Below are 15,701 nucleotides of genomic sequence, written 5' to 3'. Positions count from 1 at the left end.
TTCACTCACTACACTCAGCGGCACTGTTCTATTGCTTATAAAGAGAAATAATGATGCAACCTGGAAAAGGGTTTTTAGTCTGGCTGGCAGGTCTTAGCGTGCTCGGTTTTCTGGCAACGGATATGTATTTGCCAGCATTTGCGGCTATTCAGTCCGATTTGCAAACCCCAGCATCAGCCGTCAGCGCCAGCCTTAGCCTGTTCTTGGCGGGTTTTGCCATCGCGCAACTTCTGTGGGGGCCACTCTCCGACCATTATGGCCGCAAGCCTATTTTGCTACTGGGCCTCTCCATCTTCGCGCTGAGCAGTCTTGGCATGCTTTGGGTCGAAAACGCCACCGGCTTGCTGGTGCTGCGCTTTATCCAGGCTGTGGGCGTCTGTGCGGCGTCGGTTATCTGGCAGGCGTTGGTTGCTGATTATTATCCCTCGCAAAAAGTGAACCGTATCTTTGCCACCATTATGCCGCTGGTCGGGTTATCTCCTGCACTCGCGCCATTATTAGGCAGTTGGATCCTGATGCATTTTTCCTGGCAGGCTATTTTTGCCACCCTGTTTGCCATCACCCTGATCCTGATGCTGCCGGCCCTGCGCCTGAAGCCCACGGCTAAAGCGCGTGACGATAGCCAGGATAAGCTCACCTTTGCCACCCTGCTGCGCTCCAGAACCTACCGCGGCAACGTGCTGATTTATGCGGCCTGTTCCGCGAGCTTTTTCGCGTGGCTGACCGGCTCGCCGTTTATCCTGAGCGAGATGGGCTATAGCCCGGCCGTCATTGGCCTGAGCTATGTGCCGCAAACCATCGCCTTTTTGATCGGCGGATACGGCTGTCGTGCCGCCCTGCAAAAATGGGAAGGTCGTCAATTACTGCCGTGGCTGCTCATTCTGTATGCGGTGAGCGTTATCGCTACCTGGGCGGTCGGCTTTATTCACCACGTTGCGCTGGCCGAAATCCTGATCCCATTCTGCGTGATGGCAATAGCGAACGGTGCTATCTATCCGATTGTCGTTGCTCAAGCTTTGCGTCCCTTCCCACAGGCAACAGGACGTGCCGCAGCGCTGCAGAATACGCTGCAACTGGGCTTATGCTTCCTGGCAAGTCTGGTTGTGTCATGGTTGATCAGCACGCCGCTATTCACCACCACCGGCGTCATGCTGTCCACGGTGTTGCTGGCCGCGCTGGGGTACAAAATGCAGTCGCAGAAAGAATGTCGCTCTCACGCTGATGAGGTTTCTACTGCTGCGCCCGGCGAATCACATTCATAGCGCTTGAATAATTAATTAGCGGGCTAATATTTTTTGATTGAACCCACAAAAATTCAGGCCTATACTGATTTCCAGTTGTTACAAAAACGATAATTTTTATGTGTTAACGGGAACACGCATGTTCCCGCTTAACCACGGATGGCCTTTTCGGTAAGGGATTCTCCCTTCCTCTGTTCTACGTCGGAAAACAGATTCGCGGATTCATTCCGTGAGATTTCTCACAAAGCCCAAAAAAGCGTCTACGCTGTTTTAAGGTTCTGATCACCGACCTGTGATGGAGAAGCTATGAGTTCATCCTGTATAGAAGACGTCAGCGTACCAGATGATGACTGGTATCGAATCACCAGTGAATTATTAAGCCGTGCGGGCATTACCATTAATGGCACTGCACCGGCAGATATTCGCGTTAACAACCCCGATTTTTACAAGCGCGTTTTACAGGAAGGTTCACTGGGTTTAGGTGAAAGTTATATGGATGGCTGGTGGGAATGCGATCGGCTGGACATGTTTTTTACTCAGGTTTTACGTGCCGGCCTTGAAGGCCAACTCCCCCGCCACTTTAAAGACACGCTGCGAATCGCCGCCGCGCGCCTGTTCAATTTACAGAATAAAAAACGCGCGTGGGTTGTCGGAAAAGAACACTACGATTTAGGCAACGATCTCTTCACCCGCATGCTTGATCCCTACATGCAATATTCCTGTGCCTACTGGAAGGACGCCACGACCCTGGAGTCAGCCCAACAGGCGAAGCTCAATATGATCGCCGAAAAATTACAGCTCAAACCGGGGATGCGCGTGCTGGACATTGGCTGCGGCTGGGGAGGCTTGTCCCAGTTTATGGCCGCCCATTACGGCGTCAGCGTCGTGGGGGTGACCATTTCTGCCGAACAGCAGAAACTGGCGCAAACACGGTGTGAAGGGCTGGATGTCACTATTTTGCTTGAGGATTACCGCGACCTGCACGATCGTTTCGACCGCATTGTCTCCGTTGGCATGTTTGAGCATGTGGGTCCAAAAAACTACAACACCTATTTTGATGTTGTCGATCGCAATTTAAAACCAGAGGGTCTGTTTTTGCTCCACAGCATTGGATCCAGAAAAACCGACAATAACGTCGATCCGTGGATCAATAAGTATATTTTCCCGAATGGTTGCTTGCCGTCCGTGCGCCAGATTGCGAAAGCCAGCGAGCCGCATTTTGTGATGGAAGACTGGCACAACTTTGGCGCCGATTACGATACTACGCTGATGGCCTGGCATACGCGCTTTATGGCAACCTGGCCTGAAATCACCGAGCACTACACCGAGCGCTTTAAACGTATGTTCAGCTACTACCTCAACGCCTGTGCCGGCGCATTTCGCGCCCGTGATATTCAGCTCTGGCAGGTGGTGTTCTCACGTGGCGTAGAACACGGCCTGCGCGTTCCACGCTAGTCATTCCCGCCCCCGCCTTCAACGGGGGCCTGGAAACGCGCCGGCTTAGACTTCGCCGGTGACGTGATTTACTGCACTTTCTTTTGCCGCCAGCACGCGCTCAACGGTATCCACGACCGCCTGCGTTTGTGGGTCGATTTCGATGTTGACCCGAGCCCCCAGTTTTTTCTTACCAAGCGTCGTACGCTCCAGCGTTTCCGGGATCAAATGCACGCAAAAACGCGTCGGTGTTACTTCTCCAACCGTCAGGCTGATACCATCAATGCCGATAAATCCTTTGTACAGGATATATTTCATCAACGACGCATCCTGCACCTTAAACCAGATCTGACGATTATTTTCTGAGGTCAGAATTTTTGATATCTCAGCGGTAGTCATAATATGACCTGACATTAAATGCCCGCCGATCTCATCGCTGAATTTTGCCGCGCGCTCTACGTTGACCCGATCGCCCACTTTAAGCTCGCCCAGATTGGTAATACGCAGCGTTTCTTTCATCAGGTCAAAGCTGATGTGATTGCCGTTAATGTCGGTCACCGTCAGACAACAACCATTGTGTGCAACTGATGCACCCGTCTCCAGGCCATCCAGCATGTATTCAGGTAACTCCACTACATGCGTACGAAAATTTGGTTTCTCATCAATAGACACCAGTTTCGCGGTGCCCTGCACAATACCCGTAAACATACCTCTAACTCCTGAACGTAATTAAGACATATCTGTTGTGCACAATAGCAGGTGAAAATTGCGGTTGCCAGCAATGCACCGCCCCCACCTGTTTTTTCACTGGAGAATTACGTATTCCTCGCTACAATAGACTGCAATTTCCCCTGTATTTTCTTCTTGCTGCCCTCTCAGGCGGCTTTTTTAGTCTCTCAAATAACAACAATATAATGGTGTAAACGTGCAAAAGTATGTAATCGAAGCGCGTCAGTTATTAGCTCTGGCAATTCCGGTGATTCTTGCGCAAATCGCCCAAACCGCAATGGGGTTCGTCGATACCGTCATGGCGGGTGGATACAGCGCGACGGACATGGCTGCCGTCGCTATCGGGACCTCCATTTGGCTCCCGGCCATCTTATTTGGTCACGGACTCCTGCTGGCATTGACGCCAGTCATTGCGCAACTTAACGGATCGGGTCGCCGCGACCGCATTGCTCATCAAATACGCCAGGGTTTCTGGCTGGCGGGCAGCGTATCTGTGCTCATTATGGTGGTGCTCTGGAATGCGGGATACATTATCCGCTCCATGGATAATATCGATCCGGCGCTGGCCGATAAAGCCGTCGGCTACCTGCGCGCGCTGTTGTGGGGCGCGCCTGGCTATTTATTCTTCCAGGTAGCTCGTAACCAGTGTGAAGGTCTGGCCAAAACCAAACCGGCGATGGTGATGGGGTTTCTCGGCCTGTTGGTCAACATCCCGGTTAACTACATTTTCATCTATGGGCATTTTGGCATGCCAGAACTCGGCGGCGTAGGCTGCGGCGTTGCCACTGCGGCGGTGTACTGGGTGATGTTTCTCGCCATGTTGTCCTACGTTAAACGTGCGCGCTCAATGCGTGATATTCGCAACGTCCGCGGTTTCCAGAAACCCGATACCGCGGTGATGAAGCGCCTGATCCAGTTGGGCTTACCGATTGCGCTGGCGTTATTCTTTGAAGTCACGTTGTTCGCCGTAGTGGCATTGCTGGTTTCCCCGCTGGGGATTGTGGACGTGGCCGGACACCAAATCGCGCTCAACTTTAGCTCGCTCATGTTCGTTCTGCCGATGTCGCTGGCAGCCGCCGTAACGATTCGCGTGGGTTATCGTCTGGGCCAGGGGTCAACGCTTGATGCCCAAACTGCAGCCAGAACCGGGTTGGGCGTCGGTGTTTGCATGGCAGTGTTAACCGCAGTGTTCACCGTGACCCTGCGTGAGCACATCGCCCTGCTCTACAACAATAATCCTGAAGTGGTGACGCTGGCTGCCCAGCTCATGTTGCTGGCCGCCGTGTATCAAATATCTGACTCGATTCAGGTCATTGGCAGTGGGATCCTGCGTGGTTATAAAGATACGCGCTCCATTTTCTTTATCACCTTTATCGCTTACTGGGTGTTGGGTTTACCGAGCGGATATATCCTCGCACTGACCGACCTGGTAGTTGAACGCATGGGTCCAGCAGGTTTCTGGATCGGCTTTATTATCGGTCTGACCTCTGCTGCAGTAATGATGATGCTGCGCATGCGTTATCTCCAACGCCAGCCGTCCGCCATTATTTTACAACGCGCGGCGCGATAACACCCCGCAATAGCCGCCCCCCGGCGGCTATTCTCTCCACCCTATTCAGAACGGACTGGCATTGTGGGCGTTGATCGCTTCTCCGCTGACAGGATGCTTAAAATGCAGTTCGCTGGCATGCAGCATCAGTCGCGGCGTCCGTTCTGTACCCGGCAACAGACGCCCCCCATACAGATCGCAGCCCCAAATGGCGTACCCCAGATGTTGACAGTGAATACGCAACTGATGGGTGCGACCGGTTTCGGGGAAAAGCTGTACCCGCGTTAATGGCAGTACAGTCCCGTCTTCCAGCGGATGATTAAAGCGTTCGACAACCCGATAGCGGGAGCGCGCGGGTTTACCGCTGATGGCGCATATCGACATCAGCGGAAACAGCGCCGGATCCTTGGCAATAGCAGCGTCTATCACCCCTTCATCCTCGCTCAGATGCCCACAGAGCAAGGCGCTATACACCTTGGTGACGGCGCGCAGGCTGAATTGCTGGCACAGCGCAGCATTGGCAGCCTTATTGCGGGCAATCACCATCAGCCCGGAAGTGCCAAAATCAAGTCGATGCACCAGCGTGCAGCCGGGATAAATCTGAACCAGCCGGTGATGTACCGAGTCGATATTTTGCGGATTTTTTCCTGACAGGCTTAGCAAACCGGTGGGTTTATTGATAAGAAGCAGATGGTCGTCTTGATAGAGGACCTCTATCTCGTCATGGCACGGTGGAGCAATAAAGGTATCAAAGAGAGTAGACATCAGGCAGCCATGATAAAGTACGGGAGCGGATCATAACGAATTTTCAGCAGACTGGCGAATCAGCGATCTTTTGCCGTTTATTGTGCAATAAATTAAAAATAAGATACTGACTTACCCACATCAGCGTTATCCATGGAGGAATTATGTCAAACACACTATTGCAGTTGCACTTTGATTTTCAGGGCCCGTTTGGTGAAGAGATGTCACGCCAGCTTGTCGACCTGGCAGAGTCCATTAACCAGGAGCCTGGTTTTATCTGGAAAATCTGGACAGAAAACGAAGCAACCCAGGAAGCCGGCGGCATCTACCTGTTCCAGGACGAAGAAACTGCGCTGGCATATGTTAAAAAGCATACAGCCCGTCTGAAACCGCTAGGTGTGCAAAACGTGCAATTCAAAATCTTTAATGTCAATGAACCGTTAACGCGCATTAACCACGGCATGGCTGAGTAACATTGTTGCTTTATCACAGGCAAAATAGAGGGCGGCTTTACGTTCAAGCTGCCCTGTAGCGGGTAGGGCCAATGTACTCTGAGCAGACATGACTGCTATCCTTGCTGGTAATAAGAGATCGTCTGGCACATCAAGCATTGCGTTCTTCTGAATGGTGCAATATGTTATCGCTAATCTCTTGTAATTCATTGATCAATCTTGCCACATGAAAACCATCGCACACGGAATGATGTACCTGAACAGCGAGAGGTAACATTACTTTTCCATCCTGGTTGTAGTATTTCCCAATAGTGAACATGGGGGAAAAAAAGTTCTGCATGTTGGCAACGTTGATATTGAAACTGGTAAAACTTACCCAAGGAATGGCCGACACGAAAAATATATTTTCCAGCGACTCTCCCTTAGGCCAGTAAGAAAGGTTATTACCATAGCGTGCCATGTCTTCTGCATAAACATGTTGAAAGTGATGAATATTGCCATCATAGTGACTCCATAATGATGAAAAGGTCTCCGTTTCATTATGGAAAATCGTATAACTTGGATGAACTTCATTCCATATGACAAGCTTATTGTCCTTTATCGCCATACGAAACTCTGTATGCCTGTTTACGACTTTAGAGAGCAGGAAAATAATAGTAGGATAAAATTTCCAGCCAACCTCTTTTATATGTTTTAACAGCGCGGTAATGTCTAAGAGAACTGTTTGGTTAATTGTGCTTTGAGCAAAGGTCTGAAACACCTCAAAATGCTCCTTTCTTGCCCAACGAGATAAGTTAACGGGCGTATATTCTGGGGTTGTTTTTTTCACTTTTTAACCTTTGATAAGCAATCATATATCAGACGTCAGCCTAAACTTTTTCATGAATTAAGCAAGCATACAGATGCCGTAATCGTTTTTGTAGCAAACGCCTTTGTGGGAGTCGCGCATCCTTATACCACGACTTCCGACAGGGGTTCAGCTCACCGTGGGTATTGCGTACAATGCAGGGTCGATACTCTCTGGAAATGGCTGTGGCGAATACTATGAATCTCAATCGCGGTTGTTATTTGCTGCTGATCCTCGCCGCGATCGGCAGCCTGTTTACATCACATCCCTTTATTATATGGTTACTGCTCGCCAACGTACTGACGCTGGTGATTTACGGCATGGACAAAATGGCGGCGCGAAAAGCCTGGCGCAGAGTGCCAGAGTCCACATTACTGATATTTGGCGTTGTCGGTGGATGGCCCGGCGCGATAGCTGGTCAGCAACTCTTCCGCCACAAAACACACAAACAACCATTCAAAACCTACTTTATCATCAGCGTATTATTGAGCATCTCCGTGATGGTAGCGGTGTATCAGCTCTATCCTTTTTCGCCTTTCTGAACATTGGCTACGCGCGAACTATACAGCTTTACAACATCTGCCTGATAAAGTCGTGGAGATCGTCGCTGGCCAACTGACATTTTTCAGGTGAAGGATGAATAATCAGGTTCTCTGAGTACCCGTTAAGCATGGCAACGAACTGGCGTGTAACACGTTCGGCATCCAGCGCCCGGAACGCTTTCAACCCCACACCTTCACGAATAATGTCGGCTATCATTTCCATCCAGCAATTCATATTGCGCTCTGCAAGCTCTGCGTAAGCGGCGTCATGGCTCGCCAGGCGCCATAAAGAGTCATAAAGCTGCCAGACGGCATCCGGACCTTCAGGAAGGTAGTATTTGATCAATACGCTTAACTTTTCGTGAGGTTCGCGCCCGGCTAACGATTCGGTTAAATCGTCCAGCTCTTGTTGCATAAATCTTTCCAGCGCGGCAAGGCACAGTGACTGCCAGTCCTTAAAGTAGTGATAGATATGGCTGCGAGAAAGGCCGAGATGTTCCGTCAACTCCCGGGTTGTCACCTTCTCTATCCCTTTTTCGATAAACAGCGCCACCGCGCCATCCAGAATTCGTACTCTCAACTCTTCTGTCTTTTTTTTCATCAATTCACCCCGCATTGACTTTGAGCAACCGCTCAAATACACTCGACCTGCAATAATTGAGCAACCGCTCAATTATTAATTTTAACAGAATCACAGATAATGATAAGCCTGAAGAGTCACGATAAATCCACATCCTTATACAGTGCAGTTGGCACGCTTAAGTCTCTGGCCCGCCGCCACCGTAAAAAACTCCTGGTCACATTTCTTCTCGTAGTTGCCGAGAACCTGACGTATCTGCTGTATCCGCTAATGGCCGGCTTTGCCATCAATGCAATTATTGCGGGTAACGCCTTACACGCGGTTTTTTATGCCGTTGTGGTCTTTATAATGTGGGCCATTGGGGCGGCTCGTCGGAGTGTTGATACCCGTACATTTACTCGGATCTATGCTGAGTTGGCGGTTCCCGTCATTCTCGCTCAACGTCGGGACAATCAAAATACCTCGACCATTGCAGCACGGGTCGCGCTTTCCCGCGAGTTCGTCGATTTTTTTGAAAAGCATCTGCCTGCGCTGATCACCTCGATCGCCTCTATTCTGGGGGCTGCCATCATGCTGCTGGTTATAGAGTTGTGGACGGGTGTGGCCTGCCTTGTCATTCTTGGTTTTTTTTCACTGTTCCTGAGCAGCTATACGCGCAAAAACGAAGCGCTTTTCCTGCGATTAAATAATCGACTCGAAAAAGAGATAGCCATGGTCAATAGCGCCGCCGCCTCCCCGCTCAGCAAACATTACCGCCTGTTGTCCAGGCTGCGTATTTGTTTGTCCGACCGTGAGGCGCTGGGTTACTTGTCCATTGGCATTGTAGTCGCTCTGTTATTTGGCATGACGATCCTCATCATGACGCTCGGCGGCGGGGCTGATGCGGGTCACATTTACTCTGTGATGACCTATATGTGGATGTTTGCCATGAGCCTGGATGATGCTCCGCAGTTGCTGGAAAAGTATTCTCAGCTCAAAGATATTGGTAAACGAGTAAACACCGGACATGAATAAACCCCGGTAGACTCGCGTCCATTTCGCTCAGCGTGCCCTGGCACGCCGACAGTTGCAGGTTGGTAAATCCGCTGAACAGTTCTATAGTCGGGACTGCTTCTTATTTACAGGATCCACTAATGCGTTTTAACGGACTGACCAAAGGTTTTTTCATTTTCATTCTCGCCCTCGTGACGTGGGCGTTCTTTGATGTGCTGTCCCCTTACTTTTCCGCCATTCTGTGGGCCGCGATATTAACCACTATTTTTAATCCGGTGAAAAACAAACTGCGCAGCGCGCTGGGCGATCGCAACGGGCTGGCGTCGCTTATCACCATTGGCATTATCTGCCTGATTGTCTTTATTCCCCTGATGGTGATCCTGTCATCACTGGCTATCGAACTGAACGTGGTGTACAGCAAGCTGCAACAGAACAACACGCAGTTCCCGGAAGTCGTCACCGCGATCCTGTCGTATCTCCCTGACTGGGCCAGAGGATTCCTTGCGGACCACCATCTGGATAACGTGGCACAAATTCAGCAAAAGCTCTCCGATGTTGCATTACAGGGCGGGCAGTACCTCGCCGGCAGTGCATTCCTGATTGGCAAAGGGACATTCGGCTTTGCCATCAGCTTTGGCATCATGCTGTATCTGCTGTTTTTCCTGCTCAAGGACGGGCCGTACCTGGTGCGTCAGATTCTGGATTCTTTACCGCTGACCGATTTCGCTAAACAGCACCTGTTTGCCAAATTTGTCGGTGTCACCCGTGCCACGGTAAAAGGCACAGCGGTGGTCGCGGTGGTTCAGGGCACACTCGGTGGCATTGCTTTTGCCATTGTGGACATCGACGGCAGCGTTCTGTGGGGCGCATTGATGGCGTTTCTCTCACTGGTGCCTGCTGTGGGTTCAGCCATTGTCTGGGTGCCCGCAGCAATTTTCCTCTTTGCCACGCAGCAGTTGTGGCAAGGACTGTTTATCGTCGGATTCTTCGTCATTATCGTCGGGCTGGTAGACAATATTTTGCGCCCATTGCTGGTGGGCAAAGACACCAAGATGCCCGATTATCTAATTTTGATTTCTACCCTCGGCGGGATGGAGATTTACGGTATCAACGGGTTTGTCATTGGCCCGTTGATCGCGGCACTGTTCCTTGCCTGCTGGAATCTGTTATCCGGGCGCGATCACGAGGGCAACGTGGAGGAGATCGATAAAGACTTTATGGAAGAAGGAAAAAATCCTCCAGATTTATAATGGTATGACGATAACAAAGGGCGACCACGGGGTCGCCTTTTTATTATCACGCAAAATCATACGTTTTCTATAATTTCAATCATGCACATTCATTACTCGTCGCAAAAGGAATAAACAGGTGCGAATAGCCACAATCACCAACTGGGCCTACAGTGCGACGGTATGCCTGACCCTCGCCTCCGGCGTGGTCATGCTAATGGCGTCAAGCGCCGATAACACCGAACGACAGGCGGTAGAACAGCGGTATATATTCGATCAATTGACCGAAGAAGTTGAAATTGACGCCTGGTCACTGTCCGATCTGGCGCGCCTGTATGTGGTCAGTAAAGATCCTGATGCGTTGCAAGCCTACCAACAGAAAGAGACCTCGCTAAAAGCCGTTGAGCACCGATTGACGAAACTGAAGGATACCGGTGCATCAGGGGAAGAATTGGCGCTCCTGCACGAGGGATTGCAAATTGTTGATACGCTACAGAACGAACAACAGACGGCGATCGAAAGCGTCGCGCGCGGAGAGCAGGCGCAGGCTATAGCCCTGCTCTTCGGTAAATCCTATGAGCAGGAGCTCGAACGGACGCAGGATAAAATAGACCATTTCCGCCAGATGCTCGACAGCCGCGCCCGCCACGCCATTGAGGGCGCCACGCAGACGTCCCGTACACTGCGCACGCTGTCCGAAGTGATGGTCGGACTGACGGCACTGCTGTTTTTGTTTGTCCTCGGCTTTATTTTAAAACGTCGGGTGCTACGCCCCGTCGTGCGACTGAGCGACGTCGTTCATCGACTGGCCTCGCAGGATTACGCGGTTGAAACACCTAACTTTAACCAGATTGATGAAATCGGCGATATGGCACAGGCCATCCGCATTTTTCGCGAGAACGGCCTGGTACGGCAGCGGCTGGAGAAAGAGCGTGACGCCGACTGGGCGATACGCGAACTGCTGGCACGGATGACTCAGCGCTTACAGGGTTGTGAGAACTTCGCTGACGTTATCAATGTTGCACAACTGTTCGCGCCGAATATTGCTCCCGGCGTCGCCGGACGCCTCTACATTCTTGACCGGGAACCGTGGCAGATGCGCTGCGTCGCTGAGTGGCTTTCTCCGCAGGGAAAAGCAGATGCCTTCCACCCGGACGAATGCTGGGCCGTGCGTCGCGGGCAGAGTCATCCCCCGGTCCACGGCGAGCCGGACATCGCCTGCTACCATCTGCCAGAGTCATGTCAGGATCACACGCTGTGTGTGCCGTTGATTGCTCAGGGGGAGGCTATCGGCCTGCTCTCATTTCAGAATCTCAGCGATGATACCGCGCCTTCCCGCGCGTATCTGGAACTGATGGCAGAAGCGCTCGGTCTGGCATTAGCCAATCAGCGTCTGCGCGATGCGTTACTGGAAAAAGCACTCTACGACCCGCTGACCGGTCTGCGCAATCGCCATCATCTGGAAGACACTTTGCGCACCCAGATGGGCCTGGCGATACATAATCAGACACCCATCAGTTGCCTGATGATTGATATTGATCACTTCAAAGATGTCAACGATCGGTTCGGTCACGAGGCGGGCGATGGCGTTATCAAGGGCGTTGCCGCGATTATTCAGCGCGCCATACGCGACAGTGGGATGGCGTTCCGCTACGGTGGTGAAGAGTTTTTGGTCCTGCTCAGCGGCATGGGTGAAGAAGAGGCTAACCGCATGGCGACGGACATCTACAACGGTGTGCATGCGCTTACGCTGCGCTTTGGGACGTCGGACATCAGCCATATCGACGTGTCTATTGGCGTTGCCAGCTACCCACAGCACGCCCAAAGCGACAACCTGCTGCGCGCCGCTGACGTGGCCCTGTATCGCGCCAAAGAGTTGGGTCGATCGCGAATCGTGAGCTTCGGTATGCTGCAAGCGAGCTAAACGCGGGCATATCGCGATATGTTATTGCCTGCAAGAGCATAAACCAATACGAAATTGCACGTTGTCATGGCATGGTAGAGCGTGAGATGACCGGAGAACAACAAGAGGACTATACGATGAAGCACATTGATTTTTACATGATAGATGCCTTTACCGACACCACTTTTGGTGGCAATGCCGCAGCAGTGTGTCCTCTTACAGAATGGTTGCCCGATGAGATATTATTAAAAATGTCTCAGCAACATAACCAGTCAGAAACCGCCTTCTTTGTCACCACCGATAGCGGCTTTGAGCTACGTTGGTTTACCACTCAGGGTGAAATCAATTTATGCGGGCATGCCACACTGGCTGCTGCACACGTCATCTTTGAACATCTTGACTACCCGGACACCACAATTCACTTCGAAACCCGATTTGTTGGCCCGCTGACCGTGACCCGCAGTGGCGAATGGCTGACGCTTGATTTCCCCGCCTGGAATACCGAATCGGTTATACCGCCGCCTTTACTATTGGAAACGCTGGGTATCACGGAATACAAAGAAGTCCGCGTGGCACGTGATTACATGGTCGTTATGGAGAATCAGCAGCAGATTGCAGCAGTACGCCCGGATATTCACGCCATGCTTCCGCTGGGAAAAATGGTCTGCATTACGGCGCCAGGCGATAGGGAATACGATTTTGTCAGTCGTTTCTTCTGCCCAGGCGAGGCCGTTGCGGAAGACCCTGTCACAGGTTCGGCACATAGCATGCTCATTCCATACTGGGCTGAGAAACTGAACAAAACACAGATGCTGGCACGCCAGGTGTCCGAGCGCGGCGGGGATTTACGCTGCAAGTTAGTGGGCGATCGTGTCCATATTGGTGGTCAAGCCACAACGTATCTGACAGGTAAAGTACAGTTGCGTGAGAACGCGCGATAACAACGGTTGTCACGCCAATCAGCTCGCAGCGTGCATGGCTTTACCTCTTCATCACACCATGGTATGTTCATTAAATGAATACAAAACACGATGTAAACAGCGTTAATAACAACCTGTGGTGGCAGCCTTCTTAAAGGCGGCCAGAATGTGTTTTCCCCATTTTAAATAACCGCCGAAAGGCGGTTATTTGCATTTGAAAGACCCCTTTCGGTTTGATGACTAAGGAGTCTGACATGAACAACAAAACCATTATTCTTACTGGCGATCGCCCAACCGGCCCATTACATCTCGGCCACTTTGTTGGCTCGCTACGCCAGCGTGTTGCCCTACAACGTGAGTATCAACAGTTTGTGCTGGTCGCGGATCTTCAGGGGCTTACCGATAACGGCAGCAATCCGCAAAAGATCCGCAATAACATCCCCGAAGTGCTCGCCGATTATCTTGCCGCGGGGATTGATCCTTCACTCACGACAATTTGCTTGCAGTCTGCTTTACCGGCGCTTGCTGAACTGACTGCGCTTTATATGAACATTGTTACCGTGGCGCGCGTGGAGCGTAACCCAACGGTAAAAAATGAAATTATGCAAAAAGGGTTTGCCCGCTCTCTGCCGGTTGGTTTCCTGGTTTACCCGATCAGCCAGGCGGCAGATATTACAGCCTTCAAAGCCAGCATTGTCCCCGTCGGCGACGATCAATTACCGATGCTCGAGCAGACTAACGAAATCGTACATAAGATGAATAGCCTGTTACCAACTCCCGTTTTACAGCATTGTAAAGCTATGCTCAGCGAAACCAGCCGCCTCCCGGGTATCGACGGCAACGCCAAAATGTCGAAATCACTTGGCAATACGTTGCTCCTTTCTGCCAGCGAAGAGGCCATTCATCGCGCGGTCAGCGCCATGTACACCGACCCTCACCATTTAAAAGTGACCGACCCGGGGCGGATAGACGGCAATATAGTGTTCACATATCTGGACGCCTTTCACCCGAACAAAGCAAAAGTTGCGGAAATGAAAGCGAACTATCAACAAGGCGGGCTGGGGGATAAAACGTGTAAAAACGAGCTGGAGGTGTGCTTACAAGAGCTTATTGCCCCCATGCGAGAGCGCCGTGCGACCTACATCCAGGATAAAGGTATGTTGATGGCGCTATTGCAAAAAGGGAGCGAGCGGGCGCACGACGTCACGCAGAAAACAGTAAGGGAAGTGAAGTGTGGGCTGGGATTACCCGTTTTCTGACACGCGCAATTTCCCGCTTCTCAGCAGCGCCATCTCTTGCTTGCAGAGCAGCACCACGGCCTGACGTCCCTTGACACGGCGGGATGTCAGAGCCCTTTTCACCGTACGGCGACTCGCGCCAGATTCCAGCATCTGAAAACACATCAGGGAGAGCTTCGGATTATTTTTCATCAAAAATTCACTTGGTTGAGTTAGCCAGTAGCGTTGCGGCAGAAAGCGGAGATTTTACGCTAATCCGGGCACGGCTTAAACCCGGTCTACGGGTAGGTCCTGTTGCAGAATTCCCCATGGCGAAACCGAACAAAAAACAACCAGGCTGATATAATTGAAGAGCAGCCATGTGCGTAATCAAGCTAAGGAGGTGCGCAATGGACAAAGCAGATGTGAAATCATTCGATATACCCGATGAGGTTCGCGAGTTTGCGAATGGACGACTGGAACTTCTCAATATCGGCGGAGCCATCGTCGGACGTGCGGTGCTGGAGCCCGGCTGGCGATGGGCGACATCGATCCAGTCGATAGCGGGAACAAAGAGTTGTGAAGCCCCGCATTTTCAATACCACGTAGCCGGGGTGCTGCGGGTAAAAATGGACGATGGCAGTGAATTTGATTGCCGCCCCGGCGATCTGTCACGCATCCCTCCAGGGCACGATGCCTGGGTCGTCGGGGATGAGTCGGTGGTCATTGTTGACTTTCAGGGCATGGTCGACTGGGCCAGACATAAAGATACCGGCTGTAACGACTCGCCATAACAGCAAAAAGCCCCGGATGATCGCGACATTCGGGACTTACAGGAGTGGTTCTGATTCTCCCCCGCACGCCTGACTTGTGCCCCCAAAGGACCGGGTGAATAAAAAACACGCCGTAAAATCAACAAAATATAATCAACTTGCTTAATTACTCTGCAATTGAGTGAAAACATGCAGAAAAACACCATTTCCCTCTTGCCTCATTCGGTCTGTGCCGCTAATATTCGTCCCCGTTGTCACCTACAACGTTGCGTTCATAGCTCAGTTGGTTAGAGCACCACCTTGACATGGTGGGGGTCGTTGGTTCGAGTCCAATTGAACGCACCATTTTGCGTCCGTAGCTCAGTTGGTTAGAGCACCACCTTGACATGGTGGGGGTCGGTGGTTCGAGTCCACTCGGACGCACCAAATCAATTCCCGTTGATTTGGTGCTTACTCTCTCGTCTTTCTCTACACTTTCTTTTTTTCAAAAAAACACTCTTACGTAATTACTATTCGGCCTTCAACAATTGGCTGTGGCTGCCTGCTTT

16 protein-coding genes and 2 tRNA genes are annotated in these 15,701 nt (G+C 51.4%); 13 read left to right on the top strand and 5 right to left on the bottom strand.

The features are described 5' to 3' along the window. Positions 1–53: 53 nt before the first annotated feature. Complete coding sequence (gene punC, locus FDW98_RS10880) at positions 54–1,262, top strand: purine nucleoside transporter PunC (RefSeq protein ID WP_096757163.1); 1,209 nt, start codon at positions 54–56, stop codon at positions 1,260–1,262. Positions 1,263–1,547: 285 nt separating this feature from the next. Next, complete coding sequence (gene cfa / locus FDW98_RS10875) at positions 1,548–2,696, top strand: cyclopropane fatty acyl phospholipid synthase (RefSeq protein WP_096757164.1); 1,149 nt, start codon at positions 1,548–1,550, stop codon at positions 2,694–2,696. 45 nt (positions 2,697–2,741) lie between these two features. Here the strand turns inward: cfa and FDW98_RS10870 are convergent, their stop codons facing one another. Further along, complete coding sequence (locus tag FDW98_RS10870) at positions 2,742–3,383, bottom strand: riboflavin synthase subunit alpha (RefSeq protein ID WP_096757165.1); 642 nt, start codon at positions 3,381–3,383, stop codon at positions 2,742–2,744. 217 nt (positions 3,384–3,600) lie between these two features. Between FDW98_RS10870 and mdtK the strand changes: the two genes are divergently transcribed. After that, complete coding sequence (gene mdtK, locus FDW98_RS10865; RefSeq protein WP_096757166.1) at positions 3,601–4,974, top strand: MdtK family multidrug efflux MATE transporter; 1,374 nt, start codon at positions 3,601–3,603, stop codon at positions 4,972–4,974. Positions 4,975–5,019: 45 nt separating this feature from the next. On the opposite strand, the gene FDW98_RS10860 is transcribed toward mdtK, so the two are convergent. After that, positions 5,020–5,718: an RluA family pseudouridine synthase gene (locus tag FDW98_RS10860; RefSeq protein WP_096757167.1), complete on the bottom strand. Its 699-nt coding sequence runs from the start codon at positions 5,716–5,718 to the stop codon at positions 5,020–5,022. Between the two features lie 143 nt (positions 5,719–5,861). On the opposite strand from FDW98_RS10860, the gene FDW98_RS10855 reads away from it, so the two are divergent. Continuing rightward, the gene (locus tag FDW98_RS10855; protein WP_096757168.1) at positions 5,862–6,170 is read left to right on the top strand and encodes a monooxygenase; all 309 of its coding nucleotides are present in this window, start codon (positions 5,862–5,864) and stop codon (positions 6,168–6,170) included. A 130-nt stretch (positions 6,171–6,300) separates the two neighbouring features. On the opposite strand, the gene catA is transcribed toward FDW98_RS10855, so the two are convergent. After that, complete coding sequence (gene catA / locus FDW98_RS10850) at positions 6,301–6,978, bottom strand: type A chloramphenicol O-acetyltransferase (protein WP_096757169.1); 678 nt, start codon at positions 6,976–6,978, stop codon at positions 6,301–6,303. A 215-nt stretch (positions 6,979–7,193) separates the two neighbouring features. Between catA and FDW98_RS10845 the strand changes: the two genes are divergently transcribed. Further along, positions 7,194–7,538 carry a DUF1294 domain-containing protein gene (locus tag FDW98_RS10845; RefSeq protein ID WP_096759407.1) on the top strand — a complete coding sequence of 115 codons (345 nt, stop codon included), beginning with the start codon at positions 7,194–7,196 and terminating at the stop codon, positions 7,536–7,538. Between the two features lie 28 nt (positions 7,539–7,566). On the opposite strand, the gene FDW98_RS10840 is transcribed toward FDW98_RS10845, so the two are convergent. Continuing rightward, positions 7,567–8,139: a TetR/AcrR family transcriptional regulator gene (locus FDW98_RS10840; protein ID WP_096757170.1), complete on the bottom strand. Its 573-nt coding sequence runs from the start codon at positions 8,137–8,139 to the stop codon at positions 7,567–7,569. Positions 8,140–8,238: 99 nt separating this feature from the next. Here FDW98_RS10840 and FDW98_RS10835 point away from each other — a divergent pair, with 99 nt between their 5' ends. The 5 genes from FDW98_RS10835 (at position 8,239) to trpS (ending at position 14,422) form a co-directional block, all read left to right on the top strand. After that, entirely contained in the window at positions 8,239–9,132 is an 894-nt protein-coding gene (locus FDW98_RS10835; RefSeq protein ID WP_170975207.1) for an ABC transporter six-transmembrane domain-containing protein, read from the top strand. Between the two features lie 119 nt (positions 9,133–9,251). Then, positions 9,252–10,361, top strand: a complete 1,110-nt coding sequence (locus FDW98_RS10830; protein ID WP_096757171.1) for an AI-2E family transporter — start codon at positions 9,252–9,254, stop codon at positions 10,359–10,361. A 118-nt stretch (positions 10,362–10,479) separates the two neighbouring features. Then, positions 10,480–12,264, top strand: coding sequence for a diguanylate cyclase (locus FDW98_RS10825; RefSeq protein WP_096757172.1), 1,785 nt, complete (start codon positions 10,480–10,482; stop codon positions 12,262–12,264). A gap of 116 nt (positions 12,265–12,380) precedes the next feature. After that, positions 12,381–13,184 (top strand): PhzF family phenazine biosynthesis protein, encoded by an 804-nt coding sequence (locus FDW98_RS10820; RefSeq protein WP_096759409.1) that lies wholly within the window; start codon positions 12,381–12,383, stop codon positions 13,182–13,184. Positions 13,185–13,417: 233 nt separating this feature from the next. Further along, positions 13,418–14,422 (top strand): tryptophan--tRNA ligase, encoded by a 1,005-nt coding sequence (gene trpS / locus FDW98_RS10815; RefSeq protein ID WP_096757173.1) that lies wholly within the window; start codon positions 13,418–13,420, stop codon positions 14,420–14,422. Here the strand turns inward: trpS and FDW98_RS10810 are convergent. After that, positions 14,408–14,593: a hypothetical protein gene (locus FDW98_RS10810; protein WP_096757174.1), complete on the bottom strand. Its 186-nt coding sequence runs from the start codon at positions 14,591–14,593 to the stop codon at positions 14,408–14,410. The genes trpS and FDW98_RS10810 overlap by 15 nt on opposite strands. A gap of 197 nt (positions 14,594–14,790) precedes the next feature. Here FDW98_RS10810 and FDW98_RS10805 point away from each other — a divergent pair, with 197 nt between their 5' ends. The 3 genes from FDW98_RS10805 to FDW98_RS10790 all read left to right on the top strand — a co-directional run bounded on the left by FDW98_RS10805 (position 14,791) and on the right by FDW98_RS10790 (position 15,579). After that, positions 14,791–15,174, top strand: coding sequence for a cupin domain-containing protein (locus FDW98_RS10805; protein ID WP_096757175.1), 384 nt, complete (start codon positions 14,791–14,793; stop codon positions 15,172–15,174). Positions 15,175–15,421: 247 nt separating this feature from the next. Beyond that, a tRNA-Val gene (locus FDW98_RS10795) sits at positions 15,422–15,498 on the top strand. Between the two features lie 4 nt (positions 15,499–15,502). Then, positions 15,503–15,579, top strand: a tRNA-Val gene (locus FDW98_RS10790). Positions 15,580–15,701: the final 122 nt, after the last annotated feature.

Source organism: Citrobacter sp. wls711, from assembly GCF_005281055.1.
Classification (GTDB): Bacteria; Pseudomonadota; Gammaproteobacteria; order Enterobacterales; family Enterobacteriaceae; genus Citrobacter; species Citrobacter gillenii.
This window is presented reverse-complemented; position numbering and strand designations above follow the sequence as displayed.